Genomic DNA, 18,887 nt, shown 5'->3' on the forward strand with positions numbered 1-18,887 from the left:
AGAAAGGCAATCTGGAGCACTTCTCTTTAAAGTGGCTATTCTCCATACAGGAGATTGGCAAATAGGGTGGAACCGCGGGTTACTCTCGTCCCTATGCTATAAGTTATAGCATAGGGACGAGAGTTTTTTTGGGTTTAAAAGGCGCTACATGAAGACCCTTTTAGCGAAGACTGATTCAGTTCTATGTTGTAGGTTAGAAACTCTTATAGTGGGCATTAGCCACTGCAGGAGTTAATTGATAAGGAGGAAAGAAAGATGAACGTACAAAATATGATACTTACGTTACAAAACTTTTGGGCGAAACAAAATTGTATTATTATGCAGGCGTACGACGTTGAAAAAGGTGCTGGAACGATGAACCCAATGACTTATTTAAGAAGTATTGGGCCAGAGCCTTGGAATGTGGCTTATGTTGAACCTTCTAGACGTCCAGTGGATGGACGCTATGGTGAAAATCCTAACCGTCTATACCAACATCATCAATTTCAAGTGATTATGAAACCTTCACCTGATAACATCCAGGAGCTTTATTTAGACAGCTTGAAAGAATTAGGGATTAATCCTTTAGAACATGATATTCGCTTTGTTGAGGATAACTGGGAAGCTCCTACCTTAGGTGCTTGGGGTCTAGGTTGGGAAGTTTGGCTGGATGGTATGGAAATAACGCAGTTTACGTACTTCCAGCAAGTAGGCGGAATCGACGCGCATCCTGTAGCTGTTGAAATTACATATGGTATTGAACGTTTAGCTTCATACATTCAAGATAAAGAAAATGTATTCGACCTTGATTGGGTTAATGGGGTCACATACGGAGACATCTTTTTACAACCAGAATACGAGCATTCGAAATATACATTTGAGGTTTCGGACAGTACGATGATGTTTCAATTATTTAGTACATACGAACAAGAAGCCAAACGTGCCTTAGCCGAAAACTTAGTTTTCCCAGCTTATGATTATGTATTGAAATGCTCTCATGTATTCAACCAACTTGATGCTAGAGGAGCTATTTCTGTTACAGAACGAACAGGATATATTGGACGTGTTCGTAATTTAGCAAGAGATTGTGCAAAAGTGTACTTAGCAGAACGTGAAAGACTTGGCTTCCCGATGCTTAAGGATAAGGAGGAGATGTCAAATGAGTAAAAAGGATTTTTTACTTGAGATTGGTTTAGAAGAAATGCCTGCCCGCTTTGTGACAGATGCCATGAATCAGCTAAAAGATAAAATGGAGGAGTGGCTAAAAGACGGAAATGTGGCCTATGAAGCGATTGAAGCTTATTCAACGCCACGTCGACTAGCTATTTTAATAACTGAAGTTGCTGAAAAACAAGAAGACATGGTCGAAGAGGCAAGAGGTCCGGCGAAGAGAATTGCTAAAGATGAAGATGGAAATTGGACGAAGGCAGCTTTAGGGTTTGCAAGAGGACAAGGTCTTTCTACTGATGAACTATTCTTCAACGAGGTGAATGGACAAGAGTATGTTTTTGCTAAAAAGCATATTGTTGGTCAAGAAACGAAAACGATATTACCGCAAATGGAAGACATTATCAAAAGCCTTCACTTCCCAAAAAACATGCGTTGGAACCAATACGACTTACGTTACGTTCGTCCGATTCAGTGGCTAGTTGCCCTATATGGTGATGAAGTAATTCCTTTTGAAATCACAAATGTTCAAACTGACCGTAAATCATTAGGACACCGCTTTTTAGGTAATGAGACAACGATCACCGAACCACGCGATTACGTGCGTTCCCTTTTAGCTGAGCATGTTATTGTTAATCCTTCAGAAAGAAAAGAAGCGATTAGAAATCAAATCAAACAAATCGAGGAACAAAATGGCTGGGTTATACCGATTGATGAAGATTTACTAGAAGAAGTCAATAATCTAGTCGAGTACCCTACTGCTCTTCATGGAAGTTTTGATGAAAGTTTTCTTGAAGTACCAGAAGAAGTACTGATTACATCAATGAGAGAACATCAGCGTTACTTCCCTGTACATACAAAAGAAGGTGCCCTTTTACCACACTTTATTACGGTAAGAAATGGAAATCACGAGTTTTTAGAAAATGTTGTTAAAGGAAACGAAAAAGTGCTGAGAGCACGTCTTTCTGATGCACAATTTTTCTATCGCGAAGATCAAAAGCTTAAGATTGAAGATGCACTAGAACGATTAAAATCAATCGTATATCATGAGGAATTGGGTACTCTGGCTGAAAAGGTCGGTCGAGTCCAGGAGATTTCAAGCCAACTTGCTACAAGGCTTGGCGTAACCGATACTTTAACGATTAACCGTGCTGCTGAGTTGTGTAAGTTTGATTTAGTCACACAAATGGTTTATGAATTTCCTGAGCTACAAGGACGAATGGGTGAAGAGTATGCCTTAAAAGCTGGTGAGGCTCCTGAAGTTGCACTAGCAATTAAAGAGCATTATATGCCGCGGTTTGCCAATGATCAAAGCCCTTCTACTATGACTGGAACAGTTGTAAGTATGGCTGATAAATTGGACACGATCATTACTTGTTTTGGTATTGGTCTCATTCCATCAGGTTCTCAGGATCCGTATGCACTTCGTCGTCAAGCTGCGGGTGTGATTCAAATGATCCTAGATAAAAACTTAAATGTATCCGTCGAAGAAGTCATTGAAATTGCCTTAAATGCAGCGGAAGAAAAACAGTTACTAAAGAGAAGTAGTGAAGAAATATCTAAAGACTTACTTGAATTCTTTAGACTTCGAGTAAAAAATACGCTTCAAGAGCGAGGAACACGATATGATATCGTTGAAGCAGTTCTTTCAGAAACAATCGGACAGGTAGATACGATTGTCAAAAAGGCACACCTTTTAATGGAACAAATTGAAGCTGCATCATTTAAAGAGACGGTTGAAACGTTAAGTCGTGTGACTAATATTGCGACTAAAGCTAGCCGTTCCACAGAGTTGTCCGAAAGTTTATTTGAACAGGAAGAGGAAAAAACTCTTTATAAAGTTTACCTCGAGACAGATGAAAAAGTTAAACGAGCTTTAGAAACTGGGAATGTTGATGAAGCGTATGAAGCACTTATTGAGACAAAAGCGACGATAAACTTATATTTTGATAATATAATGGTTATGTCTGAAGATGAGAAAGTGAAAGAAAACCGTTTAATGCAAATGAAGTTACTTGCTGACACGATCCAAAGTTTTGCAAACTTTAATGCCATCGTGTTTGCTTAAAAAGTTTAGGAAAACTAAGGCTGACTCAAAAGAAATGATAAAGTGTGGAGTCAGCCTGTTACTTAGAGTAAATACTAATTAACTAAAATAATGCGCCGCATATTCCAAAATTCATTGTATTAGTATATAATAATAGAATAAAAGCATAACACATTTTGTGTTATGAAGGCGGTGAAGTACAATCGAACTAACTGTGAGACAAGAGCAGATTATAGATATTGTTAAGAGCAATGGGCCAATTACTGGAGAACAAATCGCAGAAAGATTAAATTTAACAAGAGCTACATTAAGACCAGATCTAGCGATTTTAACGATGGCAGGTTTTTTGGATGCACGACCGAGAGTAGGATATTTTTATACTGGAAAAACAGGTTCACAATTACTGACAGAAAAAGTTAAAAAAATTACAGTACAACAGTATCAATCGATACCTGTTGTAGTGAATGAATCTTCTTCTGTTTATGATGCTATTGTAACGATGTTCTTGGAAGATGTTGGAACTTTATTTGTTGTTGACCAAAACTCTTCATTAATGGGAGTTCTCTCTCGAAAAGATTTATTGAGAGCAAGTATCGGCAGCCAAAAAATTGAAACAATGCCTGTGAACATTATCATGACAAGAATGCCTAATATTACAATGTGTCAAAAAGATGATTTGATTATTGATGTGGCGAATAAGTTAATAGACAAACAAATTGATGCCTTGCCAGTGGTCCGTGAGTTTGATAAAGGTTCAGGTCTAGAAGTAATTGGCAGATTAACAAAAACGAACATTACGAAAGTGTTAGTGGACCTAGCAAACGATGACTTAATTTGATTAAGTTGTATGTTTGGTCAATGAGGAGGTAGTAATGGAGGTATTTAATCATCGCCCGATTGTTTATGTTGTATCGGATTCTGTAGGTGAAACAGCTGAATTAGTTGTACGTGCTGCAGCGAGTCAATATAGTGGATCTGGTGTCGAAGTGAGAAGAATTCCATATGTTGATGATAAAAGTACAATTGATGAAGTGATAGGTCTAGCACAGCAAGCACAAGCTATTATTGCTTTTACCTTAGTCATTCCAGAGGTAAAGAGCTATTTAATTGAACAGGCTCGAGCAGCACAGGTAGAGGTTGTTGATATTATTGGTCCGATGATGGAAAAGATCGGAACCTTAACACAAAAAGAACCACGCTATGAGCCTGGATTAGTGTATAGACTTGATGAAGACTATTTTCGTAAAGTGGAAGCAATTGAATTTGCTGTCAAATATGATGATGGCCGCGATCCTCGAGGAATTGTTCGAGCGGACATCGTTCTAGTCGGGGTTTCTAGAACATCAAAAACACCACTATCGCAGTACTTAGCTCATAAACGTTTTAAAGTGGCTAATGTGCCGTTGGTTCCTGAAGTGGAGCCGCCTGAAGAACTTTTCAAAGTATCACCTAAAAAGTGTATAGGGCTTATTATTAATGCAGATAAATTAAATGATATACGAACTGAGCGCTTAAAGGCTCTTGGTTTAAAAGCAGAAGCAAATTATGCCAATATCGAACGAATTAAACAAGAACTGGAATACGCTGAAAAAATTATGGAGCGCATCGGTTGTACAGTAATTGATGTTTCAAGTAAAGCTGTAGAGGAAACAGCAAACCTTATATCGAACATGTTCCAAGGCAAATAGAGGCTGAGTAGTCAGCCTCTATTTTGTTGTGCAGAACATAGGGTCCGACACTCCCTGTTCAATTAGGAAAATTTTTTTAAGCATGATTGTAGCCAAATTCAGAAATAATTATTATAATGAAAATTTGTGAGAAAAAAACAGCAAGATTTAGCATAAAACAAAAAAAGAACAAATAAATTGAAAAAGTCAAGACTTTTTCTGTGTTTTTTGGTAATGATAGTTATTGATAGGTATTTGTCGACAAATTTCATTTCTAAATAACATTTTAGAAGGATTTTGTTAGGAGATGTAGAATTAGAGACCATGTTAACGGAATTATTTGTATATGTGGACGCTGATTCATGTCCGTCAAAGAAGAGATTTTGGAAATTGCAAAAAGTTATAATTTCGAAGTTGTGTTTGTTTCCTCATACTCCCACAACATTCAAAGTGAGCAAGCCAAAGTTGTTCGTGTTGACTCAGACAAAGAAGCAGCCGATTTATTTATTATGAATCATGCGAAGGGAAATGATGTAGTTATTACACAAGATCATGCCCTCGCTTCCATTTTAGTAGGGCGCCGGTTATCCGTTTTATCGCCCCGCGGAAAAATATTCTCAGAAGATGAAATGATAACGATCCTTCAACTAAGACATTGGTCTCAAAAACAAAGGAGGTCTGGAAACAAGACAAAAGGGCCAAAAGCATTTAAATCCTCGGATCGCGAACATTTTTGTGCGAATTTGAGAAAAATATTAAAACAGAAGAAGGAATTTGCCGAAAAAGGTCGAAAACATAGTAACCGGACAGGTAATCCAAATGAAATGTAGAAGATTGGTGATGAGTAATGGGCTACCGCATCCCGGAAGAAAAGGTTGAAGAAGTTCGTAAGTCAGCAGATATTGTTGAAGTGATTAACGAATATGTTCAGTTAAAAAAACAAGGCAGAAATTACATTGGTCTTTGTCCTTTCCATGGTGAAAAGACGCCTTCTTTCTCAGTCTCACCAGACAAACAACTTTATCACTGCTTTGGATGTGGCGCTGGAGGAAATGTTTTCTCTTTCCTTATGGAATTAGAAGGACTTTCATTTGTTGAATCTGTAGCCAAACTAGGAAAGAAAGCTAATGTTGAACTCCCAAGTATAAGTACTGACCAAAAAAAATCAAATGAACAGTCTGTGATAGAGGCAGCCCATGAACTCGCGATGAAATTTTACCATCACATCTTACTAAAAACAGAGATGGGCGCTCCTGGACTAAATTATTTGGAACAACGAGGCTTTACAAAGGAAATGCTTGATACATTTCAACTAGGCTTCGCTCCTAATCATTGGGACAGCTTAACCAGCCTGTTAGAAAAAAGAGGATTTAATCTTAAGGCGCTTGAGAATGCTGGGTTACTTTCTCTTCGCGAATTTGATGGTAAAGTATTCGATAGGTTTCGCAATCGTATTATGTTTCCCATTTGGGACGGACAAGGAAATGTTATCGCTTTTGGTGGTCGCATTATTGATGATGGGAAACCAAAATATTTAAACAGTCCAGAAACTGTCCTTTTTAATAAAAGCCGTACACTCTATGGGATCCATTTAGCTCGCCCTTCCATTAGAAAACTAAATCAGGCAGTTCTCTTTGAAGGATATGTTGATGTAATATCAGCTTGGGGAGCAGGCGTCTTAAATGGAATTGCAACATTAGGAACTGCGCTAACGGAGGAACAAGCGAAAGTTATTCGAAGGAATGCTGAAACCGTAATTCTTTGTTATGACTCAGATGAAGCAGGAATTCAGGCTACTTCAAGAGCGGCTTCCATCCTTGTTCAGGCAGGTTGTTATGTGAAGGTAGCTTTGCTACCTGAAGGTCAAGACCCTGATGATTATATAAGGCTTAATGGCGGGGAGCATTTCAAGCGGGATATTATTGAAAGCAGTCTAACACTTATGTCTTTTAAAATGCAGTATCTCAGGCGAGGGAAAAACCTTCAGGATGAAGGAGAAAGGATGAGGTATATCGAAGAAGTACTTAATGAAATTTCTGACCTTCCTCGCGCAGTAGAAAGAGATCACTATTTAAGGCAAATTGCTAGTGAATTTTCGTTATCATTAGATGCATTAAAGCAAGAACAATTTAGAATGTATCGTGAACGGCGAAATAAGGGAGAACAGCAACAATCAAACGTTCGTTCTTTCGTGGAAGTGAAAAAACGAGGATTTGAGCAGAAAAAGTTACTTCCAGCCTTTCACAATGCTGAAAGAATTCTTTTAGCGTACATGATGAAAAATGCTGAAATAGCTGCTACCATTCAAGAAAAAGTAGGTGGGGCTTTTAACATAGATGAATATCATGCAATTGTTGCGCACCTTTTTGCTTACTATGGTGAAGGGTACGAGCCGAACCCAAGCTTATTTATTGAGAGACTCAATGATGAAAAGCTGAGAAGGGTTGCTACAGAAGTTGCAATGCTTGATATAAGAGAGGATTTATCCGATCAAGAATTAGATGATTACATTAAGAAGATTGAAACCTATCCAAAATGGGTAGAAATAGAACAAAAAGAGAAAGAAAAAAAAGAAGCTGAAAAACGCAATGATGTTTTATTGGCCGCTCAGATAGCCATGGAAATCATTCAAATGAAAAAAGATTTAAAACGATAGCACCTGCTAGAGAGATGATAATTCATCTAATGAGAGTTGACGTGTTGTATCAATGGAAGGAGGGGATCGAATGGCTGAGAAACCATTACGCCCACTCGCGGATGGAGATTTGACCATCGATCAAGTGAAAGAACAACTAGTTGAGCTAGGTAAAAAAAGAGGAGTATTAACATACGCAGAAATTACAGAAAAGCTTGCGGTATTTGACCAAGATTCAGATCAAATTGATGAGTTTTTCGAATACTTAGGCGAGCAAGGTATTGAGATATTAAATGATAATGATGATGTACCTAATATGCAGCAAATGGAAAAAGAAGAAGAGGAATTTGATTTAAATGATTTAAGTGTACCTCCTGGAATTAAAATTAATGATCCAGTACGTATGTATTTAAAAGAAATCGGTCGTGTTCCACTTCTATCTGCCGAAGAAGAGATTAACTTAGCGAAAAAAATTGAAGAAGGTGACGAAGAATCTAAACGTCGTTTAGCTGAAGCGAACCTTCGACTTGTTGTTAGTATCGCTAAGCGTTATGTCGGGCGCGGAATGTTATTCCTCGATCTGATCCAAGAAGGAAATATGGGTTTAATTAAAGCGGTAGAGAAATTTGATTATCGTAAAGGGTATAAGTTTAGTACGTATGCGACATGGTGGATACGCCAAGCGATTACTCGCGCGATTGCCGACCAAGCTCGTACAATTCGTATTCCAGTCCATATGGTCGAAACGATTAATAAATTAATCCGTGTACAGCGTCAGTTACTTCAAGATTTAGGACGTGAACCAACTCCTGAAGAAGTATCGGAAGAAATGGATTTAACTCCTGAAAAAGTAAGAGAAATTCTTAAAATTGCTCAAGAGCCCGTTTCTTTAGAAACACCGATTGGTGAAGAAGATGACTCTCATCTTGGAGACTTCATCGAGGACCAAGATGCGTTAGCTCCTTCAGATGCTGCAGCTTACGAATTATTAAAAGAGCAGCTAGAGGACGTTCTAGATACGCTAACCGACCGAGAAGAGAATGTCTTACGCCTTCGCTTTGGTCTAGATGACGGCAGAACTCGAACACTTGAGGAAGTAGGAAAAGTATTCGGTGTAACACGTGAGAGAATTCGTCAAATTGAAGCGAAAGCATTAAGAAAGTTAAGACACCCAAGTCGTAGTAAGCGTCTTAAAGATTTCTTAGATTAACTAGTATTTTCACGCTGACTCCTAATGAGTCAGCTTTTTTTACTTCAACTTTTCGCTCTTTCGTACGATAATATATATAGCAAACTTCAGGAGGGGAATGGATGAACCAAGAGCGGAAAGAAATCATCATTAAAGAAATCAAATATTGGAAACAAACAAGACTTCTTCCTGAACAGTATTGTAACTTTCTCCTAACCCTTTATTCGGGAGGGGAAGAAGACCATATAAAGGTAGAAGAAGAGTCACGTTCGATTATGAACGTAAAGTCTATGCTTACCTTTTTTTTCGTTCAATTTTTATTATTGTTTATTGTCGTTGTCATTTATTTTACTGATTTTCCATTTTTATTGCAAATGGCTTTTGGGTTACTCTGCGGGTTTCTCATTTTAAAAATTGCTAAAAAAACACGAAATCAACTGCCTCAATTAGCCTATCTTTATTTTTTAATGGTAGCGATTATTCTTTTATTACTTTTATCTCAAATGGTGGAACAAATATTACCTGGTCATCGCATCGCTATGTTTTTCGTTGTTTTGCTAAACTGCCTTGCCTGGTTGTTTATTGGTTTTAAAATGGGTTTGAAGTCCTTTTTGATCGGCGGTATCGTCGGAATAGCACTCAGCGTTACTTTTTTTGCATTCTAATAAGGACATAGGGAAATTAAAAGTTTATTTTAGATCAATTTTTGTTAAAATGAATAAAGGCAATAGAAAAGAATGACAAAATAAGCAATTATTCAGTTAACCCTTTTCTCTTTACTTGTTTTCAAGTAAAATGGTAGAGGGAATTCAAATGGATTCACTTTTTGTTATGTATATGTCATTATTATAGTGTAAAGGGGGACAAGATCGTGAAAGGTAGACCGTTATTTCCTTTTGCAGTAATTGCAATAGCAGGGATTCTTCTAATGGTGGCACTATCATTCCAAGGCTTATTAGCTAGTCAAGCGGATGAAGGGGAAGCCGAAGAGGAAATCGTATTCGATGATCCAATTGCAGCTGGTGAAGAGCTAACACAGCGAAGCTGTTTAAGTTGTCATGGACAAGATCTACAAGGATTAGCTAGTAATCCTGCAATTAATGCTCTAGAAGGTAAGTTCACTGAAGAAGAAATTGTACAAATTATTTTTGGACAATATGAAGGTGTAAATATGCCAGCTATGAGCAATCTAAAGCCTGCTGAAGCAGAAGCAATTGCTACATACTTACTACACATTTCTGAGTAATATGTATATGTAAGGAAGAGGGGACATCGGCCCCTCTTTTTTATTTGCTCTGCTGGATTCAAGTGCATAGCAAAGAGTATGGTTATATGCCTTAGGATGCATCAATTGAGCATATTGGGATATTCGATAAGTCAACATCGGCTCGAGGTCGCTTCAGTCCATCAACCGTGTCTAAAAGGCAAGACACTAATTGCTGGCCCTCCAGCGCTTGTCGCCGTTGTTCAAGCACCTTCCGCCTTTCATAGTTGCACAATGTCATTAAAAATGGGTATGATTAAACCAAAGTTTACATAAATGTGGTGAGAAAATGAATGAAACAAAACTGTCAAAACGGCTGGAAACGGTAGCTGACTTTGTAATTGAAGGTTCAAGGATTGCTGACATTGGTTCAGACCATGCGTACCTCCCTTCTTTTTTATGTGTGAATGGCCGCATCAGCTTTGCCGTTGCTGGTGAAGTAAATGAAGGCCCTTATCAATCTGCTTTATCACAGGTCCAGAAATTAGGGATAGCCGATAAAGTTCATGTTCGAAAAGGAAATGGACTTGAAGTGGTATCTCCTAATGAAGTAGAACACATCATTATTGCCGGTATGGGAGGCGCTCTCATTACCGATATCTTAGAAGCTGGACGCGATAAGCTTGAAGGAGTAAAGCGACTTATTCTTCAGCCTAATGTGATGGCAGACCGCATTCGAAAGTGGCTACTAACGAATGGGTGGGAATTAATTAATGAAGTTGTTTTAGAAGAAGACGAAAAAATATATGAAGTATTAGTAGCCGAAAGAGGAAATCCCGATCAACCATACAGTGAGAATAGGGAGCTTGAATTACTACTGGGTCCTTATTTAATGCAAGATAAAAATCCAGCTTTTATTAAGAAGTGGGAAAGTGAATTACAGAGTTGGAAGCGAATATTGCTCCAATTTGAACAAGCAAAAGAGACAGAAGAAGTGAAAGCCAAAAAAGAAGAATTAATACAACTTATTTCAAAAGTGGAGGAGGTTGTTACATCTTGAGTAAACTCGCAAATGGACAAACAATTATTCAGTTATTTGAAAGTTGGTCACCCAAATCACTTGCCGTAGAAGGTGATAAGAATGGATTAATGGTTGGGACACTTAATAAGCCTATTCAGAAAGTGATGATTGCATTAGATGTCCTTGAAGAAGTTATGGATGAAGCGATAGTAGCGGGAGTTGATTTAATAATTGCTCATCATCCACTTATCTTTAGACCATTAAAGAATATTGATACGAGCCGCCCAGCTGGCCGTATTATAGAAAAAGCTATTAAGCATAACATTACGATTTACGCCGCGCATACCAATTTAGATGTTACTAAGGGCGGGGTAAATGACATGATGGCTGAGGCTTTAGGGTTAAAAAATACAGAGGTGCTGTCACCTACAACTGAAGTCACTTTAAAAAAAGTTGTTGTGTTCGTTCCAGATAGTCACGTAGATCAAGTTCGAACAGCTTTAGGTAATGCCGGAGCTGGTCATATAGGGAATTACAGTCACTGCACGTTTAATAGTGAAGGTACAGGTACTTTTACGCCATTAGAAGGGACAAATCCGTTTATTGGTGAACAAGGAAAGTTAGAACAAGTGGCTGAAGTAAAGGTTGAAACGATCATTCCTGCTCATCTGCAAAATAAAGTTATTGCTGCTTTAATTAAAGCTCATCCGTATGAAGAGCCTGCTTATGATATTTACCCGCTTGATAATAAAGGGGAAATCCTTGGATTAGGACGCATCGGAATTCTTGAAGAGGAAATGACACTCGAACAGTTTGCTCATCATGTTAAGCAAGCTTTTGAAGTCAAGGGAGCAAGAGTTGTAGGAAAACTTGGTGCAAAAGTTAAAAAGGTTGCGGTTCTAGGCGGTGATGGTAACAAGTATATGTCCCAAGCATTATTTAAAGGGGCTGATGTTTTTGTAACAGGGGATGTTTATTATCACGTAGCTCACGATGCAATGATGGATGGCCTTAACATCGTTGATCCGGGGCATAATGTAGAAAAAATTATGAAACAAGGGGTACAAAAGTTTCTGGCAGGGCAATTGTCACATCAAAGTTATCAAACAGAGGTCATTGTCAGTAAAATAAATACAGACCCTTTTACGTTTATTTAATCAGCTCTAAAAAAACAATAAAAAATAGAATGTATTATCAGCAAAAAAGATGCAGGTTGGATCTTTATGAGATCCACCTGCATCTTTTCTTTATTTACTCTTTCGCAACGGTTCCGAAACCAGCTTTCTTATTTATCGGATTAATTTTTTTTAGCTTTAACTTTTGGTAAGATCTTTTGTAAAGTGACTTTTCGTTCTTTTCCCCACGTTGTTTCATCTTTAGGGTCATACTTTTCGAGGAAGTCAATCACTTCTTTAGTGATAGGAGTTGGAGTCGAAGCGCCAGAAGTAACACCTACAGTATTAACGCCCTCTAACCACTCTATTTTTAATTCAGTTAAATCAGAAATACGATATGCTTTTGTCCCTGCAATTTGTTCAGAAACTTGCGCTAGGCGATTTGAATTATTACTTTTTGGATCACCGACAACGATAACGAGGTCAGCCTGCTTCGCTTGTTCTGCAACTGCCTCCTGTCTTACTTGGGTCGCCAAACAAATTTCATTATGAACTTCTGCATGGGGATATTTTTTCAGTGCATGGTTCATAATATCTGCAACATCCCATTGGCTCATTGTCGTTTGATTGGTAATAATGATTTTTTCCTTGCTTAACTGAAGACTTTCTACATCTTCTGTTGATTCAACTAAATGAACGATATCAGGTGCTACACCAATAGCTCCTTCTGGTTCTGGATGACCTTTTTTTCCTACGTAGATCACATCGTACCCTTCTGCTTTCTTTTCTAAAATAAGATCATGGGTTCTGGATACGTCAGGACAAGTTGCATCTACAACCGTTAACCCTTTTTCTTTTGCAAGCTTACGAACTTCTGGGGATACGCCATGAGCCGTAAAAATTACAGTTCCTTTATCGACTTGCTTTATAATTTCTAAGCGGTTCGGTCCGTCTAATGATACGATCCCTTCCTCTTCAAAGGCATCGGTAACGTGTTTATTATGAACAATCATTCCTAATATATAAATAGGGCGAGGTAAATCAAGATTTTGGGCGGCTTGTCTGGCAAGGACCATTGCATCAACTACACCATAACAATAGCCTCGCGGTGATATTTTTAATACTTTCATGCTTGGCCTCCTATTAGTGACATACTATAGTCCATTATAAAGGAGGACTGGATCTTATACAATGAAGTTCACTTCTAGCTTTTAGATATACATTTTTGGAGCAGGTATATTGCCGAGACTACTTTTCTTTTTAGTTGAAACAGCCGTTCGCTTTGAAGCGCTTGCTGTCTTATTAGTTGTTTTTTTATTAGTTGCTTTCTTATTACTAGAAAACGTTATTTTTTGGTTTTTAGAGGTAGTTGTTTTTTTCTTTTCTTTTGACTTTGTATCTGAAGCTTCTGTTACTTTTAAATCATCAGGAGCAGTTTCTGTATCGTTCTCTGAGGCATCTGTCACTTCTTCACTATTCATTGTTGAAGTATCTTCATCACTGTCTAATGTAGAGGAACTCTCATCACTATCCGGATTATTTTTAAAGATTTGGTAAAGTTGTGGCATGCTTCTTAGGAGTGGACCGTATTGCTGGATCATAGGAGTCACTTGTTGTACGACACCCATTACACGTTGAGCGTTATTGAGTATGCCCATTAAATTCATACCGCCGCCCATCGCTCCAGTACCAGCAGCACCCATTCCGCTTGCTAAAGCACCAGGTCCAGCAGCGCCGGCACCAGCTCCTAAGCTAGGACCCATACTACTGCCCATACCACCGAACAAACCACCGGCCCCTGGTGCCATACTTGAGCCTAAACCACCAGCGCCAGCGCCTGGTGTCATACCTGAACCTAAACCAGCACCAGCACCTCTGCCAAATAGTCGTGCTAACAAACCTCCTCCACCGCCGGGAGGTCGCATGGCACCAGCAGGCATGCCGCCAAACATACCTGGACCGGGCGTTGGGGGTTGACTTAGGAATGGAGAGTTGAAAGGGCCTGGAGATGGTGGTGGCATCATCATTTGTTGTTGGTAAGGAAAAACCATCATTTTCATCCTTTCGCGCATGATTTATTCTCTATGATTAGGTATATGCACGATAGAAGGTTTGGTGCAATAGGCAAGATGTTCACAGTGAAATAATGACAAATTCGCTTTTACCTTCTGTTTTTGGTAGAATAAACAATTGCATAGAATATAAACCTTTATAAAGTAAAAGAGGTAGGAGACAGTATGACAAATTCAAATTTTGCTCGTTTCGATTTACAAGCTTTTTTAATAAACGCAGTTACAGCACAAGGCTTTACGTTACCAACAGAAATACAAGAACGGTTAATTCCGGCAATACGAAGTGGTAAGGATGTTATCGGTCAATCACAAACAGGTTCAGGTAAGACATTGGCTTTTTTGTTACCTATTGTAGATGTAATTGACTATGAAAGAGAAGAGGTACAAGCTGTCATTACGGCACCGACACGTGAGTTAGCGACACAGATTTTTAATGAATTGAAAAAGCTATTAGACCATCAAGAGGAACAAACGATACAGGCCAAACTGCTCGTGGGCGGAACAGACCGTTCGCGAATGATAGACAAACTTGAAAAAACACAGCCTCATATCGTTATTGGTACACCTGGTCGCATTAGTGACTTAATTGCAGATCAAGCTCTAACTGTCCAAGAGACACCGATCCTAGTTGTAGATGAAGCGGATCAAATGTTAGATATGGGCTTTTTAGAAGATGTAGATAAAGTCGCTTCGCGAATGGCTGTCGATTTACAGATGCTCGTTTTCTCTGCGACTATTCCTGAAAAATTACAGCCGTTCTTACGGAAATATATGAACAACCCAAGACATGTTCACGTGAAACCAGAACATGCAGCGGCTCCTAAGATTGAGCATCGTTTAATTGCACTTAGACACCGAAATAAAATTGGAGTCACCATTGAAGTGGCTAAAATCGTCAACCCGTACCTTGCGATTATATTTACAAACACCAAAGAACAAGCAGATGAAGTTGCAGATGCGATGCTTTCCCAAGGGTTAAATGTAGGACGATTGCATGGAGGGCTGCAGCCTCGTGAAAGAAAGCAAGTAATGAAGCAAGTTAATGATGTGAAAATTCAGTATTTAGTTGCGACTGACTTAGCAGCTAGAGGAATTGACATTAAAGGAATAACTCATATCATCAATTACAACATACCTAAAGACCTTGATTTCTATATTCATCGTGTGGGAAGAACAGCGCGTGCAGGAAATGAGGGACTGGCTGTGACGATTTATGAACCACATGAGCAAGAGGCAATCGAGAAGTTGATAAAAAGAGGAATTTCCTTCACCTTTACTGATATTAAAAATGATGAGTTAATTACATTAGATAAGCAGAAGTTCGGTGGAAATAAGCCTAAAGCTAAGAGCCCAGTTACTAGCGGTAAAGCAATTGCTAGGCCTAAAAAAGTAAAGCCTGGTTATAAAAAGAAAGCACGCTATTTACAAGAAAAGCAAGATAAGCGCGAGAGAAGAATAAATCGCAGAAAGAATAAATAGATAAAGAGTAGGAGTGGAGAAGATGTTATTAGGATCTCATGTATCAATGAGTGGTAAGAAAATGCTATTAGCATCAAGTGAGGAAGCTGTTTCATACGGGGCAAATACATTTATGATTTATACAGGAGCCCCGCAAAATACACGTCGTAAGCCTGTTGAGGAGCTGAACATTGAAGCTGGATTAGCTCATATGAAAGAGAATGGAATTGACGAAATCGTCGTCCATGCGCCTTATATAATTAATATTGCAAATACAGAAAAGCCTGCAACCTTCCGTTTAGGTGTTGACTTTTTACGCAGTGAGATTGAACGAACAGAAGCGTTAGGAGCAAAACAAATCGTGCTTCATCCTGGTGCACATGTCGGCGCAGGAGCTGAAGCAGGGATTAAAAAAATAATAGAAGGTTTAAATGAGGTATTAGTAAAAGAGCAAAATGTCCAAATTGCTCTTGAGACGATGGCTGGAAAAGGTACTGAGTGTGGGCGTTCATTTGAGGAGTTAGCCAGCATTATAGATGGAGTTACCCATAACGAAAAACTATCAGTATGTTTTGATACTTGCCACACTCATGATGCAGGTTATGATATCGTTCAAGATTTTGATGGAGTGCTTGATCAATTTGATAAATTAGTTGGTATAGACCGCATAAAAGTACTTCACATCAATGATAGTAAAAATGAACGCGGGGCACGAAAAGACCGACACGAGAACATTGGTTTTGGTTATATCGGTTACGATGCACTTCACCATATAGTCCATCATCCACAATTAAAGCATATTCCAAAAATTCTAGAGACTCCTTATGTTGGTGAAGATAAAAATAACAAAAAGGCTCCATATAAGCATGAGATTGAGATGCTTAAAAGCTCTAATTTTAATGACCAATTAAAAGAAGTCATTCTGGGTTCATAAGAAAATCACTTAAATTAAAAACTATAAACAATAAATGAATGAACAAGAGACTGTTTCATACCCTGCGCACCTTTTTAGGTGCAGTGGTCAATGAAACAGTCTTTTTTAACGATAAGAACAGGACCCCATTATGAAACTACAATTGATCGAGTAAATGTCCATATTGATTAAGTAATTGAGAAATTACCTTTGAAACATTGGGATCTACTTCTGTTTGTAAACGTTTGATCATCCGTTCCACTTGTGTACGGTTTCCAACATCAATCGGCTCAGACTGTATAACTTGAATTACCTTACTTGCTTGTTCCGCTGTAATAGGCATTTGATGTTGGTGCGATAAAGCAACTAATTCTTTTGTCGTTAAAGAATTAATTTTATGATTAATCATTTGTTGAAAAAAAGGATTTAACATCAATTCTTCCTCCTTACCCACTAATACCTACAGTTTATGAACGGCCTAGAAAAGTGTGAAAAGAAACAAAACAGAATTTATTAGCTTGTTCTAAAGAGAATTTATAAAAAAACATTTACAACGTTTCCCCTTAGCTAATATAATTGGTTATATTATAAAAAGTTTACCTAAGGAAACTTTTAGTCACGAAAGCTAAATATCTTTCATAAAATAGGTTTAGAGAAATTGCGGATACGTTGTATAACGATAAGTTAACCTTAGATGTTAAACCTGTTGTTTCAAGGTCTAATCTTTAATACATGACCGAGGATGGATTATAACAGAGAGGGGTTTTAAGATGGGAAGAATGTTAGAGGTAAATAATCTCTCCGTTTATTACGATAATCTTCAAGCGATTAATAATGTAAGCTTTTCTGCTGATGAAGGTAAATTAATTGGAATTGTCGGCCCGAATGGAGCTGGAAAGTCAACTTTAATAAAAGCAATATTAGGTTTAGAAAAGTCAACGAACAGCGGAATAAGTGCCTTTGAGAAGTCTATTAAAAAGGCGAGAAGACAAATAGCATATGTACCGCAACGAAGTCTAATTGATTGGGATTTTCCTGTGCTGGTGGAAGATGTCGTTATGATGGGACGTTATATTCACTTGCCTTGGTATAAACGACCTTCAAAAGATGATAAAAACATTGTGACAGAGGCTTTAGAGAAGGTAGGAATGACTGAGTTTAGAAAACGACAAATTGGTGAGCTTTCTGGCGGACAGCAACAACGTGTTTTTATTGCTAGAGCATTAGCCCAACAAGCCACATTGTTTTTCCTTGATGAGCCTTTTGCAGGAATTGATGTAACCTCTGAAGAGATCATCATTAATATCTTAAAGTCACTAAGAGAAGAAAATAAGACGATCCTTGTCGTTCATCATGATTTAAGCAAGGTAGAAGAGTACTTTGATCAAGTTATGTTAGTGAATAAAGAACTTATTGGGTATGGAGAAGTAAGTGAAACGTTTAAACCAGAGCTGCTATCACAAACATACAAAGGGAAGATTAAACTATTTAAAGACAATGACCAAATGATGGTGGTGGGTAACTAATGCAAGAAATATTATCTTTTATTGACCAAGTTTCCCGTTATAATTATCTTCAACAAGCGTTAATTGCAGCAGTATTAGTTGGGATTATTTGCGGCGTAATTGGTTGTTTTATAATATTACGTGGTATGGCTCTGATGGGAGATGCGATTTCGCATGCTGTTTTACCAGGGGTTGTCATTGCGTATATGGTCGGTGCTAGTTTCTTTGTGGGTGCCGTAATTGCAGGGGTCTTAACGGCACTCGGAATTGGTTATGTTTCACAGAATAGTCGAATTAAAGACGACTCAGCGATAGGAATATTATTTACGGCTGCATTTGCCCTAGGTGTCGTATTATTAACCAACTTGCGGGGAACTTCATTAGATTTATGGCACATATTGTTTGGAAATGTTTTAGCAGTATCTCGAAGTGATTTATGGGTAACGTTTGGCATTGGTGTCTTTGTTTTGTTAATGATTTTCTTATTTTACCGTCCTTTACTCATGAGTACATTTGATCCAACGATGGCGAAAGCAGCCGGAATACCTGTACAAATGATTCATTACTTATTGATGCTTCTGTTATCCTTAGTTACAGTCGCTTCATTAAAAACAGTAGGAATTATTTTAGTTGTGGCAATGTTAATTACCCCAGGAGCAACAGCTTATTTATTAACAGATCGATTCCCAGTGATGTTATTTTTATCAGCGTTCTTTGGTTCGATATCTGCTGTATTAGGGATTTTCTTTTCGGTTGTATATGATGTAGCGTCAGGGGCTTCGATCGTGCTTGTAGCTTCAGTCATATTCGGAATCGTGTTTTTCTTTTCACCAAAGCAAGGTGTCGTCACCAGATATTTTCGATCGAGGGTTCATAGAGCCACTTCATAGCAAAAAAGAGGTACTCATTTATGGG

Annotated in this window: 19 protein-coding genes; 16 read left to right on the forward strand and 3 right to left on the reverse strand. The window is 38.2% G+C overall.

The genetic code is table 11. The features are described from left to right. The first annotated feature begins 255 nt into the window (after positions 1–255). From glyQ to N7Z68_RS11005, 12 genes are all read left to right on the forward strand, one after another. Positions 256–1,146, forward strand: coding sequence for a glycine--tRNA ligase subunit alpha (glyQ, locus tag N7Z68_RS10950; RefSeq protein WP_275118518.1), 891 nt, complete (start codon positions 256–258; stop codon positions 1,144–1,146). After that, positions 1,139–3,214: a glycine--tRNA ligase subunit beta gene (gene glyS / locus N7Z68_RS10955; protein ID WP_275118519.1), complete on the forward strand. Its 2,076-nt coding sequence runs from the start codon at positions 1,139–1,141 to the stop codon at positions 3,212–3,214. The genes glyQ and glyS overlap by 8 nt, the downstream gene beginning before the upstream one ends. 193 nt (positions 3,215–3,407) lie before the next feature. Beyond that, the gene (ccpN, locus tag N7Z68_RS10960; RefSeq protein ID WP_275118520.1) at positions 3,408–4,031 is read left to right on the forward strand and encodes a transcriptional regulator CcpN; all 624 of its coding nucleotides are present in this window, start codon (positions 3,408–3,410) and stop codon (positions 4,029–4,031) included. A 34-nt stretch (positions 4,032–4,065) separates the two neighbouring features. Further along, on the forward strand, positions 4,066–4,881 hold the full coding sequence (locus N7Z68_RS10965; RefSeq protein WP_275118521.1) for a pyruvate, water dikinase regulatory protein: 816 nt from the start codon (positions 4,066–4,068) through the stop codon (positions 4,879–4,881). Between the two features lie 341 nt (positions 4,882–5,222). Next, positions 5,223–5,690: a YaiI/YqxD family protein gene (locus N7Z68_RS10970; protein ID WP_275118522.1), complete on the forward strand. Its 468-nt coding sequence runs from the start codon at positions 5,223–5,225 to the stop codon at positions 5,688–5,690. Positions 5,691–5,707: 17 nt separating this feature from the next. After that, the gene (gene dnaG, locus N7Z68_RS10975) at positions 5,708–7,516 is read left to right on the forward strand and encodes a DNA primase (protein WP_275118523.1); all 1,809 of its coding nucleotides are present in this window, start codon (positions 5,708–5,710) and stop codon (positions 7,514–7,516) included. 70 nt (positions 7,517–7,586) lie between these two features. Continuing rightward, positions 7,587–8,705: an RNA polymerase sigma factor RpoD gene (rpoD, locus tag N7Z68_RS10980; RefSeq protein WP_216830039.1), complete on the forward strand. Its 1,119-nt coding sequence runs from the start codon at positions 7,587–7,589 to the stop codon at positions 8,703–8,705. A gap of 101 nt (positions 8,706–8,806) precedes the next feature. Beyond that, positions 8,807–9,349 carry a hypothetical protein gene (locus N7Z68_RS10985; protein ID WP_275118524.1) on the forward strand — a complete coding sequence of 181 codons (543 nt, stop codon included), beginning with the start codon at positions 8,807–8,809 and terminating at the stop codon, positions 9,347–9,349. Positions 9,350–9,555: 206 nt separating this feature from the next. Then, the gene (locus N7Z68_RS10990; protein ID WP_275118525.1) at positions 9,556–9,930 is read left to right on the forward strand and encodes a c-type cytochrome; all 375 of its coding nucleotides are present in this window, start codon (positions 9,556–9,558) and stop codon (positions 9,928–9,930) included. A gap of 105 nt (positions 9,931–10,035) precedes the next feature. Then, the gene (locus tag N7Z68_RS10995; protein WP_275118526.1) at positions 10,036–10,224 is read left to right on the forward strand and encodes a hypothetical protein; all 189 of its coding nucleotides are present in this window, start codon (positions 10,036–10,038) and stop codon (positions 10,222–10,224) included. A gap of 13 nt (positions 10,225–10,237) precedes the next feature. Next, positions 10,238–10,948 (forward strand): tRNA (adenine(22)-N(1))-methyltransferase, encoded by a 711-nt coding sequence (locus tag N7Z68_RS11000; RefSeq protein WP_275118527.1) that lies wholly within the window; start codon positions 10,238–10,240, stop codon positions 10,946–10,948. After that, a complete protein-coding gene (locus N7Z68_RS11005) occupies positions 10,945–12,066 on the forward strand; it encodes a Nif3-like dinuclear metal center hexameric protein (RefSeq protein ID WP_275118528.1) in 1,122 nt (373 codons plus the stop codon). The genes N7Z68_RS11000 and N7Z68_RS11005 overlap by 4 nt, the downstream gene beginning before the upstream one ends. Positions 12,067–12,206: 140 nt before the next feature. Here N7Z68_RS11005 and N7Z68_RS11010 read toward each other — a convergent pair whose 3' ends face one another. Both N7Z68_RS11010 and vrrA read right to left on the reverse strand, forming a co-directional pair. After that, entirely contained in the window at positions 12,207–13,154 is a 948-nt protein-coding gene (locus tag N7Z68_RS11010) for a 4-hydroxy-3-methylbut-2-enyl diphosphate reductase (protein ID WP_275118529.1), read from the reverse strand. A gap of 81 nt (positions 13,155–13,235) precedes the next feature. After that, positions 13,236–14,096 (reverse strand): VrrA/YqfQ family protein, encoded by an 861-nt coding sequence (gene vrrA / locus N7Z68_RS11015; RefSeq protein ID WP_275118530.1) that lies wholly within the window; start codon positions 14,094–14,096, stop codon positions 13,236–13,238. Positions 14,097–14,261: 165 nt separating this feature from the next. Here vrrA and N7Z68_RS11020 point away from each other — a divergent pair, with 165 nt between their 5' ends. Both N7Z68_RS11020 and N7Z68_RS11025 read left to right on the forward strand, forming a co-directional pair. Continuing rightward, positions 14,262–15,575: a DEAD/DEAH box helicase gene (locus tag N7Z68_RS11020; RefSeq protein WP_275118531.1), complete on the forward strand. Its 1,314-nt coding sequence runs from the start codon at positions 14,262–14,264 to the stop codon at positions 15,573–15,575. Between the two features lie 22 nt (positions 15,576–15,597). Beyond that, positions 15,598–16,488, forward strand: a complete 891-nt coding sequence (locus tag N7Z68_RS11025) for a deoxyribonuclease IV (RefSeq protein ID WP_275118532.1) — start codon at positions 15,598–15,600, stop codon at positions 16,486–16,488. Positions 16,489–16,624: 136 nt separating this feature from the next. Here the strand turns inward: N7Z68_RS11025 and N7Z68_RS11030 are convergent, their stop codons facing one another. Then, entirely contained in the window at positions 16,625–16,900 is a 276-nt protein-coding gene (locus tag N7Z68_RS11030) for a DUF2624 domain-containing protein (RefSeq protein WP_275118533.1), read from the reverse strand. A 337-nt stretch (positions 16,901–17,237) separates the two neighbouring features. Here N7Z68_RS11030 and N7Z68_RS11035 point away from each other — a divergent pair, with 337 nt between their 5' ends. Both N7Z68_RS11035 and N7Z68_RS11040 read left to right on the forward strand, forming a co-directional pair. Further along, entirely contained in the window at positions 17,238–17,993 is a 756-nt protein-coding gene (locus N7Z68_RS11035) for a metal ABC transporter ATP-binding protein (protein WP_275118534.1), read from the forward strand. Then, positions 17,993–18,862: a metal ABC transporter permease gene (locus tag N7Z68_RS11040; RefSeq protein ID WP_275118535.1), complete on the forward strand. Its 870-nt coding sequence runs from the start codon at positions 17,993–17,995 to the stop codon at positions 18,860–18,862. The genes N7Z68_RS11035 and N7Z68_RS11040 overlap by 1 nt, the downstream gene beginning before the upstream one ends. Positions 18,863–18,887 lie beyond the last annotated feature (25 nt).

The organism is Alkalihalobacterium chitinilyticum (assembly GCF_029028005.1).
Taxonomy (GTDB): domain Bacteria; phylum Bacillota; class Bacilli; order Bacillales; family Bacillaceae_F; genus Alkalihalobacterium; species Alkalihalobacterium chitinilyticum.